At 50.9% G+C, this 15,157-nt stretch carries 13 protein-coding genes and 7 pseudogenes; 12 read left to right on the top strand and 8 right to left on the bottom strand.

Annotated elements, in window-relative coordinates:
- Positions 1–39 precede the first annotated feature (39 nt).
- A complete protein-coding gene (locus tag ACD630_RS15840; protein WP_430359619.1) occupies positions 40–252 on the top strand; it encodes a hypothetical protein in 213 nt (70 codons plus the stop codon).
- Positions 253–310: 58 nt separating this feature from the next.
- On the opposite strand, the pseudogene ACD630_RS15835 reads toward ACD630_RS15840, so the two are convergent.
- Positions 311–520: pseudogene (locus tag ACD630_RS15835) on the bottom strand (transposase); the annotation flags it as partial.
- Between the two features lie 47 nt (positions 521–567).
- Here ACD630_RS15835 and znuA point away from each other — a divergent pair.
- The 4 genes and pseudogenes from znuA to ACD630_RS15815 all read left to right on the top strand — a co-directional run.
- Positions 568–1,578 (top strand): annotated as a pseudogene (gene znuA / locus ACD630_RS15830) (zinc ABC transporter substrate-binding protein ZnuA).
- 12 nt (positions 1,579–1,590) lie between these two features.
- Positions 1,591–2,952: a murein DD-endopeptidase MepM gene (gene mepM / locus ACD630_RS15825; protein ID WP_430359618.1), complete on the top strand. Its 1,362-nt coding sequence runs from the start codon at positions 1,591–1,593 to the stop codon at positions 2,950–2,952.
- 140 nt (positions 2,953–3,092) lie between these two features.
- On the top strand, positions 3,093–4,064 hold the full coding sequence (lpxM, locus tag ACD630_RS15820) for a lauroyl-Kdo(2)-lipid IV(A) myristoyltransferase (RefSeq protein WP_430359617.1): 972 nt from the start codon (positions 3,093–3,095) through the stop codon (positions 4,062–4,064).
- Positions 4,065–4,204: 140 nt separating this feature from the next.
- Positions 4,205–4,356, top strand: a pseudogene (locus ACD630_RS15815) (transposase); the annotation flags it as partial.
- Here the strand turns inward: ACD630_RS15815 and ACD630_RS15810 are convergent.
- The 4 genes and pseudogenes from ACD630_RS15810 to ACD630_RS15795 all read right to left on the bottom strand — a co-directional run.
- On the bottom strand, positions 4,313–4,576 hold the full coding sequence (locus ACD630_RS15810; RefSeq protein WP_430360088.1) for a hypothetical protein: 264 nt from the start codon (positions 4,574–4,576) through the stop codon (positions 4,313–4,315). The pseudogene ACD630_RS15815 and the gene ACD630_RS15810 overlap by 44 nt on opposite strands.
- On the bottom strand, positions 4,507–4,914 hold the full coding sequence (locus ACD630_RS15805) for an IS630 transposase-related protein (protein ID WP_430360087.1): 408 nt from the start codon (positions 4,912–4,914) through the stop codon (positions 4,507–4,509). Before ACD630_RS15805 ends, ACD630_RS15810 begins: the two co-directional genes overlap by 70 nt.
- Positions 4,850–5,011: a hypothetical protein gene (locus tag ACD630_RS15800; RefSeq protein ID WP_430359616.1), complete on the bottom strand. Its 162-nt coding sequence runs from the start codon at positions 5,009–5,011 to the stop codon at positions 4,850–4,852. The genes ACD630_RS15805 and ACD630_RS15800 overlap by 65 nt, the downstream gene beginning before the upstream one ends.
- A 90-nt stretch (positions 5,012–5,101) precedes the next feature.
- Positions 5,102–5,212 (bottom strand): annotated as a pseudogene (locus ACD630_RS15795) (helix-turn-helix domain-containing protein); the annotation flags it as partial.
- A 267-nt stretch (positions 5,213–5,479) separates the two neighbouring features.
- Between ACD630_RS15795 and rlmKL the strand changes: the two are divergent.
- The 5 genes from rlmKL (at position 5,480) to pqiC (ending at position 13,163) form a co-directional block, all read left to right on the top strand.
- Positions 5,480–7,624, top strand: coding sequence for a bifunctional 23S rRNA (guanine(2069)-N(7))-methyltransferase RlmK/23S rRNA (guanine(2445)-N(2))-methyltransferase RlmL (gene rlmKL, locus ACD630_RS15790; protein ID WP_430359615.1), 2,145 nt, complete (start codon positions 5,480–5,482; stop codon positions 7,622–7,624).
- A 3-nt stretch (positions 7,625–7,627) separates the two neighbouring features.
- Positions 7,628–9,547 (top strand): ABC transporter ATP-binding protein, encoded by a 1,920-nt coding sequence (locus tag ACD630_RS15785; RefSeq protein ID WP_430359614.1) that lies wholly within the window; start codon positions 7,628–7,630, stop codon positions 9,545–9,547.
- A 181-nt stretch (positions 9,548–9,728) separates the two neighbouring features.
- Entirely contained in the window at positions 9,729–10,967 is a 1,239-nt protein-coding gene (gene pqiA, locus ACD630_RS15780) for a membrane integrity-associated transporter subunit PqiA (RefSeq protein ID WP_430360086.1), read from the top strand.
- Positions 10,954–12,603 carry an intermembrane transport protein PqiB gene (gene pqiB, locus ACD630_RS15775; RefSeq protein WP_430360085.1) on the top strand — a complete coding sequence of 550 codons (1,650 nt, stop codon included), beginning with the start codon at positions 10,954–10,956 and terminating at the stop codon, positions 12,601–12,603. The genes pqiA and pqiB overlap by 14 nt, the downstream gene beginning before the upstream one ends.
- On the top strand, positions 12,600–13,163 hold the full coding sequence (pqiC, locus tag ACD630_RS15770; RefSeq protein WP_430359613.1) for a membrane integrity-associated transporter subunit PqiC: 564 nt from the start codon (positions 12,600–12,602) through the stop codon (positions 13,161–13,163). Before pqiB ends, pqiC begins: the two co-directional genes overlap by 4 nt.
- A 73-nt stretch (positions 13,164–13,236) precedes the next feature.
- Here the strand turns inward: pqiC and ACD630_RS15765 are convergent, their stop codons facing one another.
- The 3 genes and pseudogenes from ACD630_RS15765 to ACD630_RS15755 form a co-directional block, all read right to left on the bottom strand.
- Positions 13,237–13,371 (bottom strand): hypothetical protein, encoded by a 135-nt coding sequence (locus tag ACD630_RS15765; RefSeq protein WP_430359612.1) that lies wholly within the window; start codon positions 13,369–13,371, stop codon positions 13,237–13,239.
- A gap of 32 nt (positions 13,372–13,403) precedes the next feature.
- Positions 13,404–14,060, bottom strand: a pseudogene (locus ACD630_RS15760) (IS630 family transposase); the annotation flags it as partial.
- Positions 13,996–14,157 (bottom strand): hypothetical protein, encoded by a 162-nt coding sequence (locus tag ACD630_RS15755; protein ID WP_430359611.1) that lies wholly within the window; start codon positions 14,155–14,157, stop codon positions 13,996–13,998. The pseudogene ACD630_RS15760 and the gene ACD630_RS15755, both read right to left, overlap by 65 nt.
- Before the next feature lie 45 nt (positions 14,158–14,202).
- Here ACD630_RS15755 and ACD630_RS15750 point away from each other — a divergent pair.
- Together ACD630_RS15750 and ACD630_RS15745 are read left to right on the top strand one after the other, a co-directional pair.
- A pseudogene (locus ACD630_RS15750) lies at positions 14,203–14,592 on the top strand (transposase); the annotation flags it as partial.
- Between the two features lie 203 nt (positions 14,593–14,795).
- A pseudogene (locus ACD630_RS15745) lies at positions 14,796–15,152 on the top strand (transposase); the annotation flags it as partial.
- Positions 15,153–15,157 lie beyond the last annotated feature (5 nt).

The following is a 15,157-nucleotide window of genomic DNA, read 5'->3' as shown; positions in this document are numbered from 1 at the left end:
ATAGGTATCTACACATCTTTTGCAATATCTGCTATTACGTTGCTGCATGATCTCAACTTATCCATCGGCAGGATTGATGCCCGCCTTAACCGGCGTTATCAGCGTCTGGTTAAGCAACACATGACTCCCGCAGCACCATTGGCGTCAGCCATTAAAGACCTTGCCTGCGCGCAGAAAACAACATTCGCCACTACTCAGGCCGTTTGGCATTTTTTTAATATAGCCAAGCGACATTATTTTGATAACAATTAGCTGTATTTTTTTGCCACATATCAGGGCATTGGCTGTAATCATTTTTAAGTCGGTTTGCTATAACAGTCTTTGTGGAGTAGCCATTGCGCGTGTTAGTTCCAGATTTGGACTGCTGCTTCTCATGCCCGAGGTGATGGGTCATTTCAGCATTAAGGGCAGCTTCAAAGCTGATCTTTTCCAGCAGGCGATCAAACTGGTTGAGAGCATCAGGGGTTTTGAGATTTTTGGCCAGCTCGTTAGCCAGAGCCTGTAACTGTTTTTCGTCCATAAAGTAACCTGCTTTTGATGTTGGATTGAACATATCAAAATCAGGCAATTACACAATCTCGTGTACAGGCTCCGAGTGCACTATTCTTTGCGGGGATCACTGTTGAAAGTGCTCAGGCGGCGGTCGTTACTTCCGTTCGTCCTCTCGGGTTCATTGCGGCGGCCATCGCCGATGGGGTAACGCCAACGGAGGTGCTATTGCAGGATGGCGCATCGCCTCACGATTATGCCCTGAGCCCGGGCGATGTCCAGCGTTTACAGTCGGCAGAGCTGGTTATTTGGGTTGGGCCAGAAATGGAAGCGTTTTTAACCAAGCCGCTGGCATCCCATTCCGCCGCCCCGCAGATTTCGTTGGCAGGCTTGCCAGCCATTCAGAACGCGCTGATATCACGATGATGAGCATGCTGAAGCGGAAGAGCACAATCATCATGACGCCGCAGATCATGATGATGCCGATCATCAACACGAGCATGGAAGTGCTGATGCTCACCACGACCATGGCGCAGATGAAGACGCCCATGAAGGGCATCATCATGGCGAGTACAATATGCACATTTGGCTGTCCCCAGAGATGGCAAAGCAGACTGCAATCGCAATTCATGCAAAATTATTGGAACTAATGCCACAAAAGAAAGACAAACTAGACGCGAATTTGCTGAATTTTACAGATCAACTCGCGCAGACAGAAGAAAAAGTTGTTAATATGCTGGCTTCTGTCAAGGGGAAGGGCTACTTCGTGTTTCACGATGCCTATGGCTATTTTGAGAAGCGTTTCGGGTTAAGCCCGCTAGGCTTTTCACTATCAACCCAGCCATTCAACCCGGTACACAGCGTTTACACCAGATACGAACACAACTGGTTGAGCAGAAGGCAGTATGTGTCTTTGCTGAGCCACAATTCAGGCCAGCGGCTATCAACGCTGTTGCCAAAGGAACAGATGTACGCATTGGCGTACTGGATCCATTGGGAAGCAACATTGCGCTAAGTAAGGACAGTTATGCCGAGTTTCTGTTACAGCTGTCCGATCAGTATAGCCGCTGCCTAGAGAAGAGATCATGAGGATGCCGATAAGTGCAGCAGATAGTCCGAACTATCGCTATAGTGTATAACAACTTGCCGCGACTCCATCGCATAATGCTGGGGCCGTTGAGTGTCATCACCCTAGCCGTCGCCGTTTGGCGGCCCGTTGTCTATCCCCCCGCTGATGATACGCCTGTTACCGTCAAAGAAGCCCCGATTAACACTGTCCCCACACCCATTCAAACCGCTACGCAACCGCAGACGCTTGCGCCTGAAGCCAGTGAGCCGATGGATAGCGAAAGTATTGAGAAACCGACGCCGCCAGTGGCGATTCCTGCGGATGAACTGGGTACTACCGGCAGTGATGACAGCAGCGTGCATGAGTATGTGGTGTCGACGGGGGATACGCTAAGCAGTATTTTAACCCAGTACGGCATAGATATGGTTGACGTAACGCTGCTGGCTGATAAACACGACGACCTGCGCAATCTCAAAATCGGGCAGCAACTCTCTTGGGTGGTCAACGATGACGGTGAGTTGCAGAGCCTGACATGGCAGATTTCGCGCCGTGAAACCCGTGTCTATGAGCGCGGTGATAACGGTTTTAAAGAACGCGTTGAGATGCAAAAAGGGGAATGGCACAACCGCGTTATCAACGGTCGCCTGAGTGGCAGTTTTGTACAGAGCGCCAAAGCGGCGGGGCTGACTGACAGTGAGGTCAGTGCGGTGATCAAGGCGCTGCAATGGCAGCTTGATTTCCGTAAACTGCGTAAAGACGATAATTTCTCGGTATTGCTGTCTCGGGAAATTCTTGATGGCCGCAGTGAGCAGAGCGAATTGATCGGTGTTCGTCTTAACACCGGCGATAAGGATTACTTTGCTATCCGCGCGGCAGACGGCAAGTTCTACGATCGGGAAGGCTCTGGGTTGACCCGTGGCTTTATGCGTTTCCCTACCATGAAGCAATTCCGCGTCTCTTCGAATTTTAATCCGCGTCGTCTCAATCCGGTCACCGGGCGTGTGACGCCGCACCGCGGTGTGGATTTCTCCATGCCAGTAGGAACTCCGGTTCTGTCGGTTGGCGATGGTGAAGTGGTGGCCGCATCGCGCGGGCCGGATACTGGCAATTTCGTTGAGATCCGCCACGGGCGCCAATATACCACGCGCTATATGCACTTAAATCGCCTGCTGGTGAAACCTGGGCAGAAAGTGAAACGCGGCGATCGTATTGCGCTCTCCGGCAATACCGGACGCTCAACTGGCCCACATTTGCACTATGAGTTCTGGATCAACCAGCAAGCGGTAAACCCGTTGACGGCGAAACTACCGCGCTCGGAAGGGTTGGCGGGTCAGGAGCGTCGTGAGTACCTGGCGCAGGTCAGAGAGGTGACTCCGCAGCTCAAGTTTGATTAATATCTGGCATTGTTAATCTTCAGCCGACAGCTTGCTGTCGGCTGTTTTATTTATACCCGTCATGCGTTTATAGGTAAGATGATTGCAAAACCTGAGCGGACAATTATCATTACCCTATGTTGTATATGAAGAGTTAAGGCATGAATACAGAGAAAAAAAATAGCGACGAGTTTATTCCAGAGTTCAAACGCGAATTTTATCTACCGCGTTATTGGGGAGTCTGGCTAGCCGCAGGAGCCATGGCGGCAACCGCTTATGTCCCCGCTCGCTGGCGCGACCCGGTGTTGGGACAGCTGGGCAAGCTGGTAGGGCGGTTTGCCAAAGACGCGAGAAGACGAGCCAGAATCAATCTGCTCTATTGTTTTCCTGAACTGTCTGAATCAATGCGGGAAGCGATTATCGACAGGATGTTTACTACCGCACCGCAGGCGATGGTGATGATGGCCGAGGTGGCGGTTCGTGGTCCGACTTATGTGCAGAAAAAATTGCGCTGGCACGCTTGGGAAATTGTCGAAGCGCTTCAGCAGCAAGAGCGCAATATCATCTTTTTGGTGCCTCATGGGTGGGGCGTTGATATTCCCGCCATGCAGATCTCTGCCAAAGGCCAAAAAATTGCGGCAATGGTGCATAATCAAAAAAATCCGCTGGTGGATTATCTGTGGAACAGCGCACGCCTTTGCACTAATGGCCGCGTTCATGCCCGAAATGATGGCATCAAGCCTTTTGTGAGTTCAATTCGTAATGGTTACTGGGGCTATTATCTGCCCGATCAGGATCACGGTCCTGAACACAGCGAATTTGTTGATTTCTTTGCCACCTACAAAGCTACCTTACCCGCTATAGGTCGTTTGATGAAGGTCTGTAAAGCCTCCGTGGTACCGCTGTTTCCGGTGTATAACGCCGCGGAAGGGGTACTGGATGTGGTGATCCGTCCACCAATGGATGACTTACTTGAGGCGGATGACGTCCAGATTGCACGCCGGATGAATGAAGAAGTCGAACAATTGGTTAGCCCGAACCCGGAGCAGTACACCTGGATTTTGAAGCTGTTGAAAACCCGCAAACCGGGTGAGACAGAACCTTACTGCCGGGACGATCTCTTTCGCGACTAAGTTGCTCTCTAGCCAACGCGGCAGTAACAGGCACCAGCCTGTTACTGCGTATTCTGTATTACCCTCAGCTGTCTCTCTTAGGCTGTGTCCCTTAATTGCTTGAGCTATAGTATCCATCTGTTTCTACGACACTTTTGATTATGGCTCGCTACGATCTTTCTGATGAAGCATGGGCAATCATTGAGCCATTGTTGCCAACCGTTTTGACATCTCCGCGGGCCGGCCGTTGGCAGAACATCGAAAAATCTTCAACAGCATGTTCTGGATACTGTGTTCAGGCGCACCATGGCGGAGTTATTAGGGAGTACTGGGATAAGGACTTGTGTGACCCAGGAATAGAAAACATCGCTGTTAATATTGATATCAAATAATCCGATAGCAAACAGCGTTGTGCCTAATAAAGCGCCGATAACATTTGTTCTTCCTTTGGCTCCCCAGTTCTTCAGGCCAAAACACCGTTGATCTTTTTGGGAATAGCCGTGAGTCCATGGGGTATCGTGTGGAAAACCAATTTCATCAATAAAAACAATAGGTTTACCTTCTTTTTCATACTGTTGTTTTTTTGAAATGCTTGCCGGGCGCTTTCGTCGGCTTTCGGATGACATAGAGTTTTTTTATAGGTCAATCCCAGCTTTTTAAGAGCGTGCCAAATGGCCTTCTGACAAACACCAAAACGCTCTGCACGTTCTTTTTGGTAAGCATCTGGATATGGTTCAACATCTTTTATCAACTCGGATTTATCGCTCTTTCGCTGACGCGTGGTCGATGCTTTTGACGCTATTTGATTAATCCAACGCGATACAGAGGCAGGGCCAATCCGAAATTGCTTCGCTGTTTCTCGGATACTCAACCCTTCTTCTTCCCGTGTAGATATAGCCAAGCGACATTATTTTGATAACAATTAGCTGTATTTTTTTGCCACATATCAGGGCATTGGCTGTAATCATTTTTAAGTCGGTTGACTATATCACTTTACGTCTAAAATCAATTGAATAGCTCATTTAAATAATGTAATCAAAATTAAGTCGTTTAGCTATATTGCGTGACACGCCCATGCTCTTGCAGGCTTTTGATACGTTACCGAGTTCTTCGGCGAGATTGAGCAGGCCGGCTTTGTGTTTGATAATGGGATTGTTAGTATGAAGCATGAGAGTTACCTCGCGTTTTGTTTAAGGATTAGACACCCATATCAAAACCGGTAACTCTCAACCTTTCAAGGTCCAGTGTCAGATCTAGTCGCGACTAATACACTTTTATGACAAGTCGCTGGGATTAGCTATAATGCGCCTCAATTTTATGTGTTACACCCGTGATTCTTCAAATTGCACGTGCGCTAACTGTGTGGGGCCATCCGAACCACTTATCGCTTTCCTGCAACTCGAAGTCGTCACTTTTACCTTGGTGGTCGTCGTATTATGAATTCTCTGTTTGCCAGCACGGGGCGTGGTCTGGAAGAACTGCTTAAAAGTGAACTTGAAGCGTTAGGTGCGCAGGAATGCAGCTTGGTTCAAGGCGGCGTGCATTTTCAGGGTGACGACCGCTTGATGTATCACAGCTTGCTGTGGAGCCGCCTGGCATCGCGTATTTTATTGCCGCTTGGCGAATGCAAGGTCTACAGCGATCTCGATCTCTACCTCGGTGTTCAGGCCATTGACTGGACCTCTGTGTTCTCGGTTGATAGCGCTTTTGTGGTTCATTTTACCGGCACTAACGACGAAATCCGTAATTCTCAGTACGGCGCGCAGAAAGTGAAAGACGCCATTGTCGATAGCTTTGTGCGTAAAACCGGTCAGCGCCCTAACGTGGCCAAGCAGCAACCGGATATTCGCATCAATGTGTTTCTGCAACGCGAGACGGCCAGCATTGCGCTGGATCTCAGCGGCGAAGGCTTGCACCAGCGCGGTTATCGTGAAGGCACTGGCGCTGCGCCGTTGAAAGAAAACCTCGCGGCGGCCATTGTGCTGCGCTCGGGTTGGCAGCCGGGTACGCCAATGATCGATCCGCTGTGCGGTTCAGGTACGTTGTTGATTGAGGCTGCCATGATGGCCGCCGATCGCGCACCGGGCTTGCGCCGCGATCATTGGGGATTTAGCGCCTGGCTGAACCATAACGCCGATGTGTGGCGTGACGTGGTGTCTGAGGCGCAGGTGAGGGCCAAACAAGGCCTGCAAACCACCACCTCCCGTTTTTACGGTTCAGACAACGATAGCAGGGTGATTGAGCTGGCGCGCGCCAATGCGCGCCGTGCCGGTGTCAGCGAATTGATAACCTTCTCGGTACAGGATGCGGTGCAACTGCGCAATCCGCTGCCGCAAGGTTCGACAGGAACAGTACTCAGTAACCCGCCTTACGGTGAGCGTCTGGAGAGTGAGCCTGCTCTGATCGCCTTACACAATATGCTGGGCCGCAAACTGAAAAGTAAGTTTGGTGGCTGGACGCTGTCGCTGTTCAGTGCGTCACCGGAACTGTTAACCAGCCTGCCGTTACGTGCTGAACGCCAGTTTAAGGCCAAAAACGGGCCGCTGGATTGCGTACAGAAAAACTACCGTATTAACGCTGCGCCTGAAGCCTCGGCGAGTGAAACTACCGTGCCGCGCGTGAGCGCCGACGTTGCTCCGGATTTTGCCAACCGACTGCGCAAAAACTGCCGTAAACTGGAAAAATGGGCCCGCCAGCAGGGTATAGAATGTTATCGCCTGTATGACGCCGATCTTCCGGAATACAATGTGGCGATCGATCGTTATGGCAGTTGGGTGGTAGTACAGGAGTACGCACCGCCGAAAACCGTCGATCCGCAAAAAGCCCGCCAGCGGGTGTTTGATATTATCAATGCTACGTTGCACGTGTTGGAACTGCCTGCCAATCGCTTGGTGTTAAAAACCCGCGAACGGCAAAAGGGCAAGAGCCAGTATGAAAAACTGGCGCAGAAGGGCGATTTCCTACTGATGCAGGAGTATAACGCCAAGCTGTGGGTGAATCTGACCGATTATCTTGATACCGGACTGTTTCTCGATCACCGTATCGCGCGCAAGATGCTGGGCGAAATGAGCAAAGGAAAAGACTTCCTGAACCTGTTTGCCTATACCGGCACAGGCAGCGTCCACGCAGGGTTGGGCGGCGCGCGCACCACCACTACGGTAGATATGTCGTGTACCTACCTGGAATGGGCGGAGAAAAATCTGAACAGCAATGGTCTGGCAGGTCGTCAGCATCGTCTTATTCAGGCGGATTGCCTGACTTGGATGCAGGAAACGCGCGAACAGTTTGACCTGATTTTTATCGATCCGCCCACGTTCTCAAATTCGAAACGCATGGCCGATACTTTTGACGTGCAACGGGACCATCTGGCGTTGATGAAAGATTTGCAGCGTATGCTGCGTCGAGGCGGTACCATTCTGTTTTCTAACAACAAACGCGGTTTCCAGATGGATCAGCCGGGCATTGCCGCCCTTGGGCTTCGCGCCACGGAAATTAGCGAGAAAACCCTTTCATTAGATTTTGCCCGCAATCGCCAGATCCATAACTGTTGGCTGCTGCGACACGCGGGCGAGGAAAAGTAAGTCATGTCATTAATTAGCGTCTCGGATGCCTGGCTGTCGTTCAGCGATGCGCCTTTACTTGATAACACCGAACTGCACATTGAAGAAAACGAACGCGTCTGCCTAGTAGGGCGTAACGGTGCGGGGAAATCTACCCTGCTGAAAATTCTGGCACGCGAAGTGCGGCTGGACGATGGGCGTATTGCTTATGAGCAAGATCTGATCGTCTCCCGTTTGCAGCAAGATCCGCCGCGTGACGTAGTGGGCAGCGTATTTGATTTTGTGGCAGAAGGGGTGGCCGAGCAGGCCGACTACCTGAAACGCTACCATGAAGCCTTGCGTCTGGTCGAACAGGATCCCAGCGATAAGAACCTGAACCAGCTGGCAGTACTTCAGGAAACGTTGGAAACCCAATGGCTGTGGCAATTGGAAAATCGCATCCACGATGTGTTGTCCCAATTGGGACTGACAGCAGATGCGCCCTTGTCCTCGCTTTCTGGCGGCTGGCTGCGCAAGGCCGCACTGGGCCGTGCGCTGCTCAGTGTGCCGAAAGTCTTGCTGCTTGATGAGCCGACCAACCACCTGGATATCGAAACCATCGACTGGCTGGAAGGTTTCCTCAAAACGTTCCATGGCAGTATCGTTTTCATCTCCCATGACCGTTCTTTTATTCGCAACATGGCGACACGCATTGTCGATCTTGATCGTGGCAAACTGGTCTCCTGGCCCGGCAATTACGACAAGTATCTGCTGGGCAAAGAAGAAGCACTGCGTGTGGAAAAGCTGCAAAATGCAGAATTCGATCGCAAGCTGGCGCAGGAAGAGGTGTGGATCCGTCAGGGCATCAAGGCGCGTCGCACGCGTAACGAAGGCCGGGTGCGTGCGCTGAAAGCGATGCGTCAGGAGCGTTCACAGCGTCGCGAAGTGATGGGCTCTGCCAAAATGCAGATTGAAGAAGAGGCTCGTTCCGGCAAAATCGTGTTTGAACTGGAAAACGTCGATTATCACATCGGTGATAAAAATCTGGTGCGGGGATTCTCTGCCCAAGTGTTGCGCGGTGACAAGATAGCGCTGGTTGGGCCAAACGGCTGCGGCAAAACCACGCTGTTGAAACTGCTATTGGGCGATCTGCAAGCGACGCACGGTCGCGTTCACTGCGGCACCAAGCTGGAAGTTGCCTATTTTGATCAGCACCGCGCGGAGCTCGATCCTGAGCGCACCGTGATGGATAACTTGGCCGAAGGCAAACAGGAAGTGATGGTTAATGGCCGTTCTCGCCATGTGCTGGGCTACCTGCAAGATTTCCTGTTCCATCCCAAACGGGCAATGACGCCGGTAAAAGCCCTGTCAGGCGGTGAACGTAACCGACTGCTGCTGGCGCGTTTGTTCCTCAAGCCCAGTAACCTGTTGATTCTTGACGAACCGACTAACGATCTTGATGTGGAAACGCTGGAACTGTTGGAAGAGTTGATCGACAGCTATCAAGGCACTGTGCTGCTGGTGAGCCACGATCGTCAATTTGTGGATAACTCGGTCACCGAGTGCTGGATTTTCGAAGGGGATGGGCGTATTAACCGCTATGTTGGCGGTTATTATGATGCACAGCAGCAGCGCGCTGAAACGGTGCCCTTGCGTAAATCCGTGCCTGCGGCGGCGGAAAAATCAGCAGAGAGTAAAGAGACCGTTCAGAACGCACCCAGCGCTAAACGTCAAACCGCTAAACTCAGTTATAACCAGCAGCGCGAACTGGAGCAGTTACCCCAGAAACTCGAACAACTGGAACAGTCCATTGCGGCGTTACAAGCGCAAATGAACGATGCTGATTTCTTTACCCGTCCGCGTGATGAAACGCAAAAGATATTGAATGCATTGGCAGAAGCGGAGCAGGAGCTGGAAGTGTGTTTTGAGCGCTGGGAAGCGTTGGAAACGCAGAAAAACGGCTAACGTTGCGTATACTACCAACAGGTAGATGCCTTCTGACGGTAACCACGCGTACGATATATCGTGCCGTGGGAACACGAACCTTCTACAGGTAACGGCGGCGGCGCGCCTGACCGGGGTGCCGCGCGGCGAAAGATAAAGGAGGCGGAGCGTGTGCAATCATAATGCAAGGCATGACGACTACATGTTGTGCCCCCAGTGCGACATGCTGGTGGAATTACCCTCCCTGATGCATGGGCAAAAGGCGGTGTGTCCGCGCTGTAAATCAACCTTTGCCAACCACCAGAGTCAGGCACGCCAGCGCTCCATTGGTTTTGCCTTCAGCGCCTTGCTGATGCTGTCATTGGCGAACGCTTTTCCTTTTGTTTATATGCGCGTGGCGGGCATTACCAGTGAGATCTCACTGTTTGAGATCCGGCAGGTGATGGTGTCCGATAATTACGCCAGCGTCGCCTTTCTGTTTATGCTGTTTGTTCAAGTGATCCCGGCGATTTCCATGGTGATGGTTATCCTGTTGTCGCTGCACTCTTCCCTGTCAGCACGGATAAAACGGCTGATGGCAACCTGGCTCTTCTGGCTAAAAAGCTGGGGAATGGCCGAAATTTTTCTCGCTGGCGTGCTGGTGAGCTTTGTGAAGCTGATGTCTTATGGTGAAATTGGCGTCGGCACTGGTTTTGTGCCCTATGTACTGTTTTGTTTGCTGCAACTATTGGCCTATCAAAGTCTGGATCGGCGCAGCGTGTGGAATGACGTAGCGCCTACGCCACCGTTACCCTTTGCACCGAAGACCGGACGATCGGGTTTGGCACAAGGGCTGCGCTCCTGCACCTGCTGTACGGCGATATTGCCTGCCGATCGGTGGGAATGTCCGCGTTGTCATCGCCACGGCCATGCGCGACGTAAAAATAGCCTGCAATGGACGCTGGCGCTGCTGTTAACCTCCGTGCTGCTTTATGTTCCCTCGAACCTGCTGCCGATTATGATCACCGAAGCGTTGGGGAGTAGTGAAACCTCCACCATTATGTCTGGGGTGATTCTGCTGTGGGGGATGGGGTCTTATCCGGTGGCGCTGGTGATCTTCATTGCCAGTATTATGGTACCATCGCTTAAAATGCTGGCGCTGGCGTGGTTGTGTTGGAGTGCGGCGGGTAATGGACGTCAGGACAATGAACGTCTGCACGTGGTATATGAAATGGTGGAATTTGTCGGTCGCTGGTCGATGATCGATGTATTTGTCATTGCTGTACTGTCTGCCATGGTGCGCATCGGCCAGTTAATGAGTGTATACCCGGCAATCGGCGCGGTGTTGTTCGCGCTGGTGGTCATTTTGACCATGTTTGCCGCCATGACGTTTGATCCCCGTTTGTTGTGGGATCGCCAGCGTGATAATGATCAAGAGGGATCAGCCATTGGCGAAAAATAATTATTCTGTCGCAAACGTAGAAGCGATTAAACGCTGGTCGCCCGTATGGATTGTGCCCATTGTGACGGTGCTGATTGGAGCTTGGATTTTATTTTACCATTTCAGTCACCTGGGGCCACAGATCACGCTAACGACACAGAGTGCCGAAGGGATTGTGGCCGGTAAGACCACCATCAAAAGCCGGAGTGTGGACGTCGGCGTGGTGGAAAGCGTGGTGTTGAGTGACGACCTGCGCCAAGTGGAGATTGTGGCTCGTTTGCATTCCGGTATGGGCAAGTTGTTGCGCCATGATTCTTTGTTCTGGGTGGTGAAGCCGCAAATTGGACGAGAAGGGGTTTCCGGGCTAGGTACCCTGCTGTCCGGCGCATTTATTGAACTTCAGCCGGGGATGAGCGGTGAAGCACGCAGTGAATTTGCGTTGCTGGATTCGCCGCCGCTGGCACCACCGCATGCTAAAGGGATTCGCATTTTGCTCGACAGCGAACGTTCTGGCCAGCTGAACGCTGGCGATCCAGTGCTGTTTCGCGGCTACCGCGTCGGTTCGGTTGAAACCAGCGAGTTCGATACAAAGGCGCGCCAAATGCGCTATCGGCTGTTTATTACCGCACCTTACGACAGTCTGGTGACTAGCAATGTCCGTTTCTGGAAAGACAGCGGTGTGACGCTGGATATGTCAGCGCAGGGGATGCGGGTGGAAATGGGATCGTTGACCACATTGTTCAGCGGCGGTGTTAGCTTTGACGTGCCGACCGGTTGGGATCTGGGTGAACGCGTGCAAGATCGTGCGCAATATCAGCTGTTTGATAACGAACGCAGTATTCAGGATTCGCTCTACACGGAGTACAAAGAATATGTGATGTTCTTTAATGAATCCATCCGTGGATTGCAGGTAGGGGCACCGGTAGAATTCCGTGGCATCCGTCTGGGAACCGTCGCCAAAACGCCGTTGGTGACGACTAACTTCAAGCAGGATATAAACATGGAGTATCGCATTCCGGTTCTGATCCGCGTTGAACCTGCACGTTTTGAAAAGATCATCGGTAAGCAGTTTGATTACCAGAAACAACTCGCCGACGCACAGACTATGGGGCTGCGTGCCTCATTGAAAACGGCCAACCTGCTAACTGGCGCCTTGTTTATCGATCTCGATTTTTACCCGAAAGCACGTGGTAACAGTACAGGACCGCTGCGTGTGGTTGATGGGTATCCGGTGTTGCTAACCATGAGCGGCGGTTTGTCGCAGATCCAGCAAAAACTGATGGCGGTGTTGGATAAGGTTAACGACCTGCCGTTAACGCCAATGGTGAGCGAAGCGACCAAAACACTGGCAGAGATCCAGTCAACGCTACGTGAGTTGAAAAAGACGCTCGCTTCGTTAAACCAGATAACCTCCAGCAAGGCGATGCAATCGCTGGCGCAGGACATGCAGCAAACGCTACAGGAGCTGAACCGCAGTATGCAAGGGTTACAGCCTGGCTCGCCGGCCTATAACCGATTGCTGGCAAACATGCAGCGTCTGGATCAGGTGTTAAGGGAGTTGCAGTCGGTATTGCGCACGCTTAATGATAAAAGCAATGCACTGATCTTCCAGGCGCCTGAGAGCGAAGATCCCCAACCGAAGAGGGCGAAACCATGAGTAAAGGATGGCTGCTGGCAATGGCGTTGTTGTTGAGTGCATGCAGCAGTACAACGCCAAAAACCTATTACCAACTGCCGCAACCGTCTGTGGCGACTGCGGGTAAAACGGATCTCACCGCGGCCCACACGCTGTGGCTTTCCCACGTTGCGTTGGCGGATTATCTCAGTACGTCGGGCTTGGTTTACCAGACCAATGATGTGCGTTATGTCATTGCCAGCAATAACCTGTGGGCCAGCCCGTTGGAGCAGCAGCTGCAACAGACGCTGCAAAGTAGCCTGAATGCCGGGCTGCCGGGCTGGACGGTAAGTTCGCAACCCTTAGGGGCTGCACCCTCGGAGTTGGCTGTTACCGTGAAAGCCTTCCACGGCCGCTACGACGGAAAAGCGGTGGTGCAAGGGGAGTGGACCTTGCAGCGCGGCGATCGGCTGCTACGTCAGCCGTTTAATCTGGTATTGCCACTCAAAGAGGATGGCTATGACGCGTTAGTGACAACGCTGGCACAAGGTTGGCAGCAGGTTGCGCAATCTATTGCCGCGCAGATTCAGCGCAGCGAGTAGTGGCCAGCGATAGGAAACGCTTATCTAACGTTATGTAATTTAACTATTTATCGCTTTTTACTTGGCACTGTTTTTATGCATTTGCTTGCATGCAGTGCGCCATGATGGCGCACTGCACCGTTCTCATTTTGATTACAGCATATGGACTGAGAACAAAATCTCTGTATCGCAACCACTCTCTCTTTTTTTGCTTTTTGCTTGTGCCCATTTATGCTCAATGGGGTTAAGATCTGGCGAATATGTAGGCAAATACTCCACCATATACCCTGCATCGATGATGACTTGTTGAATATTATGTTTTTTGTGAAAAGTTGCATTGTCCATCACGATTACCCTGTTTTTAGGGAGTACTGGGATAAGGACTTGTGTGACCCAGGAATAGAAAACATCGCTGTTAATGTTGATATCAAATAATCCGATAGCAAACAGCGTTGTGCCTAATAAAGCGCCGATAACATTTGTTCTTCCCTTGGCTCCCCCGTTCTTCAGGCCAAAACACCGTTGACCTTTTGGGGAATAGCCGTGAGTCCGTGGGGTATCGTATGGAAAACCATTTTCATCAATAAAAACAATAGGTTTGCCTTCTTTTTCATACTGTTGTGTTTTTTGTTGAAATGCTTGCAGGGCGCTTTCGTCGGCTTTCGGATGACGTAGCGTTTTTTTATAGGTCAATCCCAGCTTTTTAAGAGCTTGCCAAATGGCCTTCTGACAAACGCCAAAACGCTCTGCACGTTCTTTTTGGTAAGCATCTGGATATGGTTCAACATCTTTTATCAACTCGGATTTATCGCTCTTTCGCTGACGCGTGGTCGATGCTTTTGACGCTATTTGATTAATCCAACGCGATACAGAGGCAGGGCCAATCCGAAATTGCTTCGCTGTTTCTCGGATACTCAACCCTTCTTCTTCCCGTGTAGATATAGCCAAGCGACATTATTTTGATAACAATTAGCTGTATTTTTTTGCCACATATCAAGGTATTGGCTGTAATCATTTTTAAGTCGCTTGACTATATCACTTTACGTCTAAAATCAATTGAATAGCTCATTTAAATAATGTAATCAAAATTAAGTCGTTTAGCTATATCGGCGTCACTGAGCATGGACGTAAGGAGCTGGTTGCGGTCGAAGATGGTTATCGAGAGTCAGAAGCAAACTGGGCCGAACTTCTTAATGGCCTGCGAGCACGTGTCCTAACCGTATCTCCCAAGCTGACTACGGGAGACGGTGCCCTTGGTTTTTGGAATGCAATGGCAAAGATATTCCCGGACACGCAGCACCAACGCTGTTGGGTGCACAAAACCGCTAATGTGTTGGCTTCACTCCCCAAAGCCATGCAACCGAAAGTTAAGGCTGAGCTGCGGGAGGTTTGGCTAGCAGAGAGCCGCGATGCCGCTAATGAAGCCTTTGATGTTTTGTTGGCAAGGTTTTCAGGGCTTTGTTGAATAATAGGTAATCATGCTGTTTTTCCATGCCAGTTTTGGTTGAAAATGCTTGTCATCTCAGGTGTACACTTTTCTCATGAGGCCTAACTGCATGATTTTACGTTGCGAAGATCCGTCGTTTCGCTGGGCTGCCAGCATAAAATCTATTTATTCAACAAAGCCCACAGTTGTTTCAAAATCAGGTCTCCATGGCAAAACAAAATTTTAAAATCACCAGCTGGCCCTCTTATAACAAGGCCCTCAAGCAGCGCTGTTCTCTAACCGTATGGCTAGATGAATCAGCCATTGCTGCATGGACGGAAAAAAACACTACTGAACGGCGTGGACGACCGCTCCACTACTCAGATATGACCATCACCACAGTCCTGATGATGAAACGCGTGTTTGGCCTTTCATTGAGGGCTTTACAGGGCTTTGGTGACTCGATTTTTAAACTGATTAAATTGTCGCTGCATTGCCCAGACTATTCGCTGCTCAGCAAGCGAGCAAAGACAGTGAACATCAGCATAAAAACGCCAACCCGTGGTGAAATCTCACATCTGGTCAGGCT

It is taken from the genome of Symbiopectobacterium sp. RP (assembly GCF_050472005.1).
Classification (GTDB): domain Bacteria; phylum Pseudomonadota; class Gammaproteobacteria; order Enterobacterales; family Enterobacteriaceae; genus Symbiopectobacterium.
The sequence above is the reverse complement of the archived record's forward strand: the minus strand, read 5'-3'. Positions and strand labels throughout refer to the sequence as shown.

Excerpts from the sequence above, each read along its gene's own strand:
- lpxM (WP_430359617.1), top strand. The coding sequence starts at position 3,093 with ATGAATACAGAGAAAAAAAATAGCGACGAGTTTATTCCAGAGTTCAAA.
- ACD630_RS15800 (WP_430359616.1), bottom strand. The coding sequence starts at position 5,011 with ATGATTACAGCCAATGCCCTGATATGTGGCAAAAAAATACAGCTAATT.
- rlmKL (WP_430359615.1), top strand. The coding sequence starts at position 5,480 with ATGAATTCTCTGTTTGCCAGCACGGGGCGTGGTCTGGAAGAACTGCTT.
- ACD630_RS15785 (WP_430359614.1), top strand. The coding sequence starts at position 7,628 with ATGTCATTAATTAGCGTCTCGGATGCCTGGCTGTCGTTCAGCGATGCG.
- pqiA (WP_430360086.1), top strand. The coding sequence starts at position 9,729 with ATGTTGTGCCCCCAGTGCGACATGCTGGTGGAATTACCCTCCCTGATG.
- pqiC (WP_430359613.1), top strand. The coding sequence starts at position 12,600 with ATGAGTAAAGGATGGCTGCTGGCAATGGCGTTGTTGTTGAGTGCATGC.
- ACD630_RS15765 (WP_430359612.1), bottom strand. The coding sequence starts at position 13,371 with ATGGGCACAAGCAAAAAGCAAAAAAAGAGAGAGTGGTTGCGATACAGA.
- ACD630_RS15755 (WP_430359611.1), bottom strand. The coding sequence starts at position 14,157 with ATGATTACAGCCAATACCTTGATATGTGGCAAAAAAATACAGCTAATT.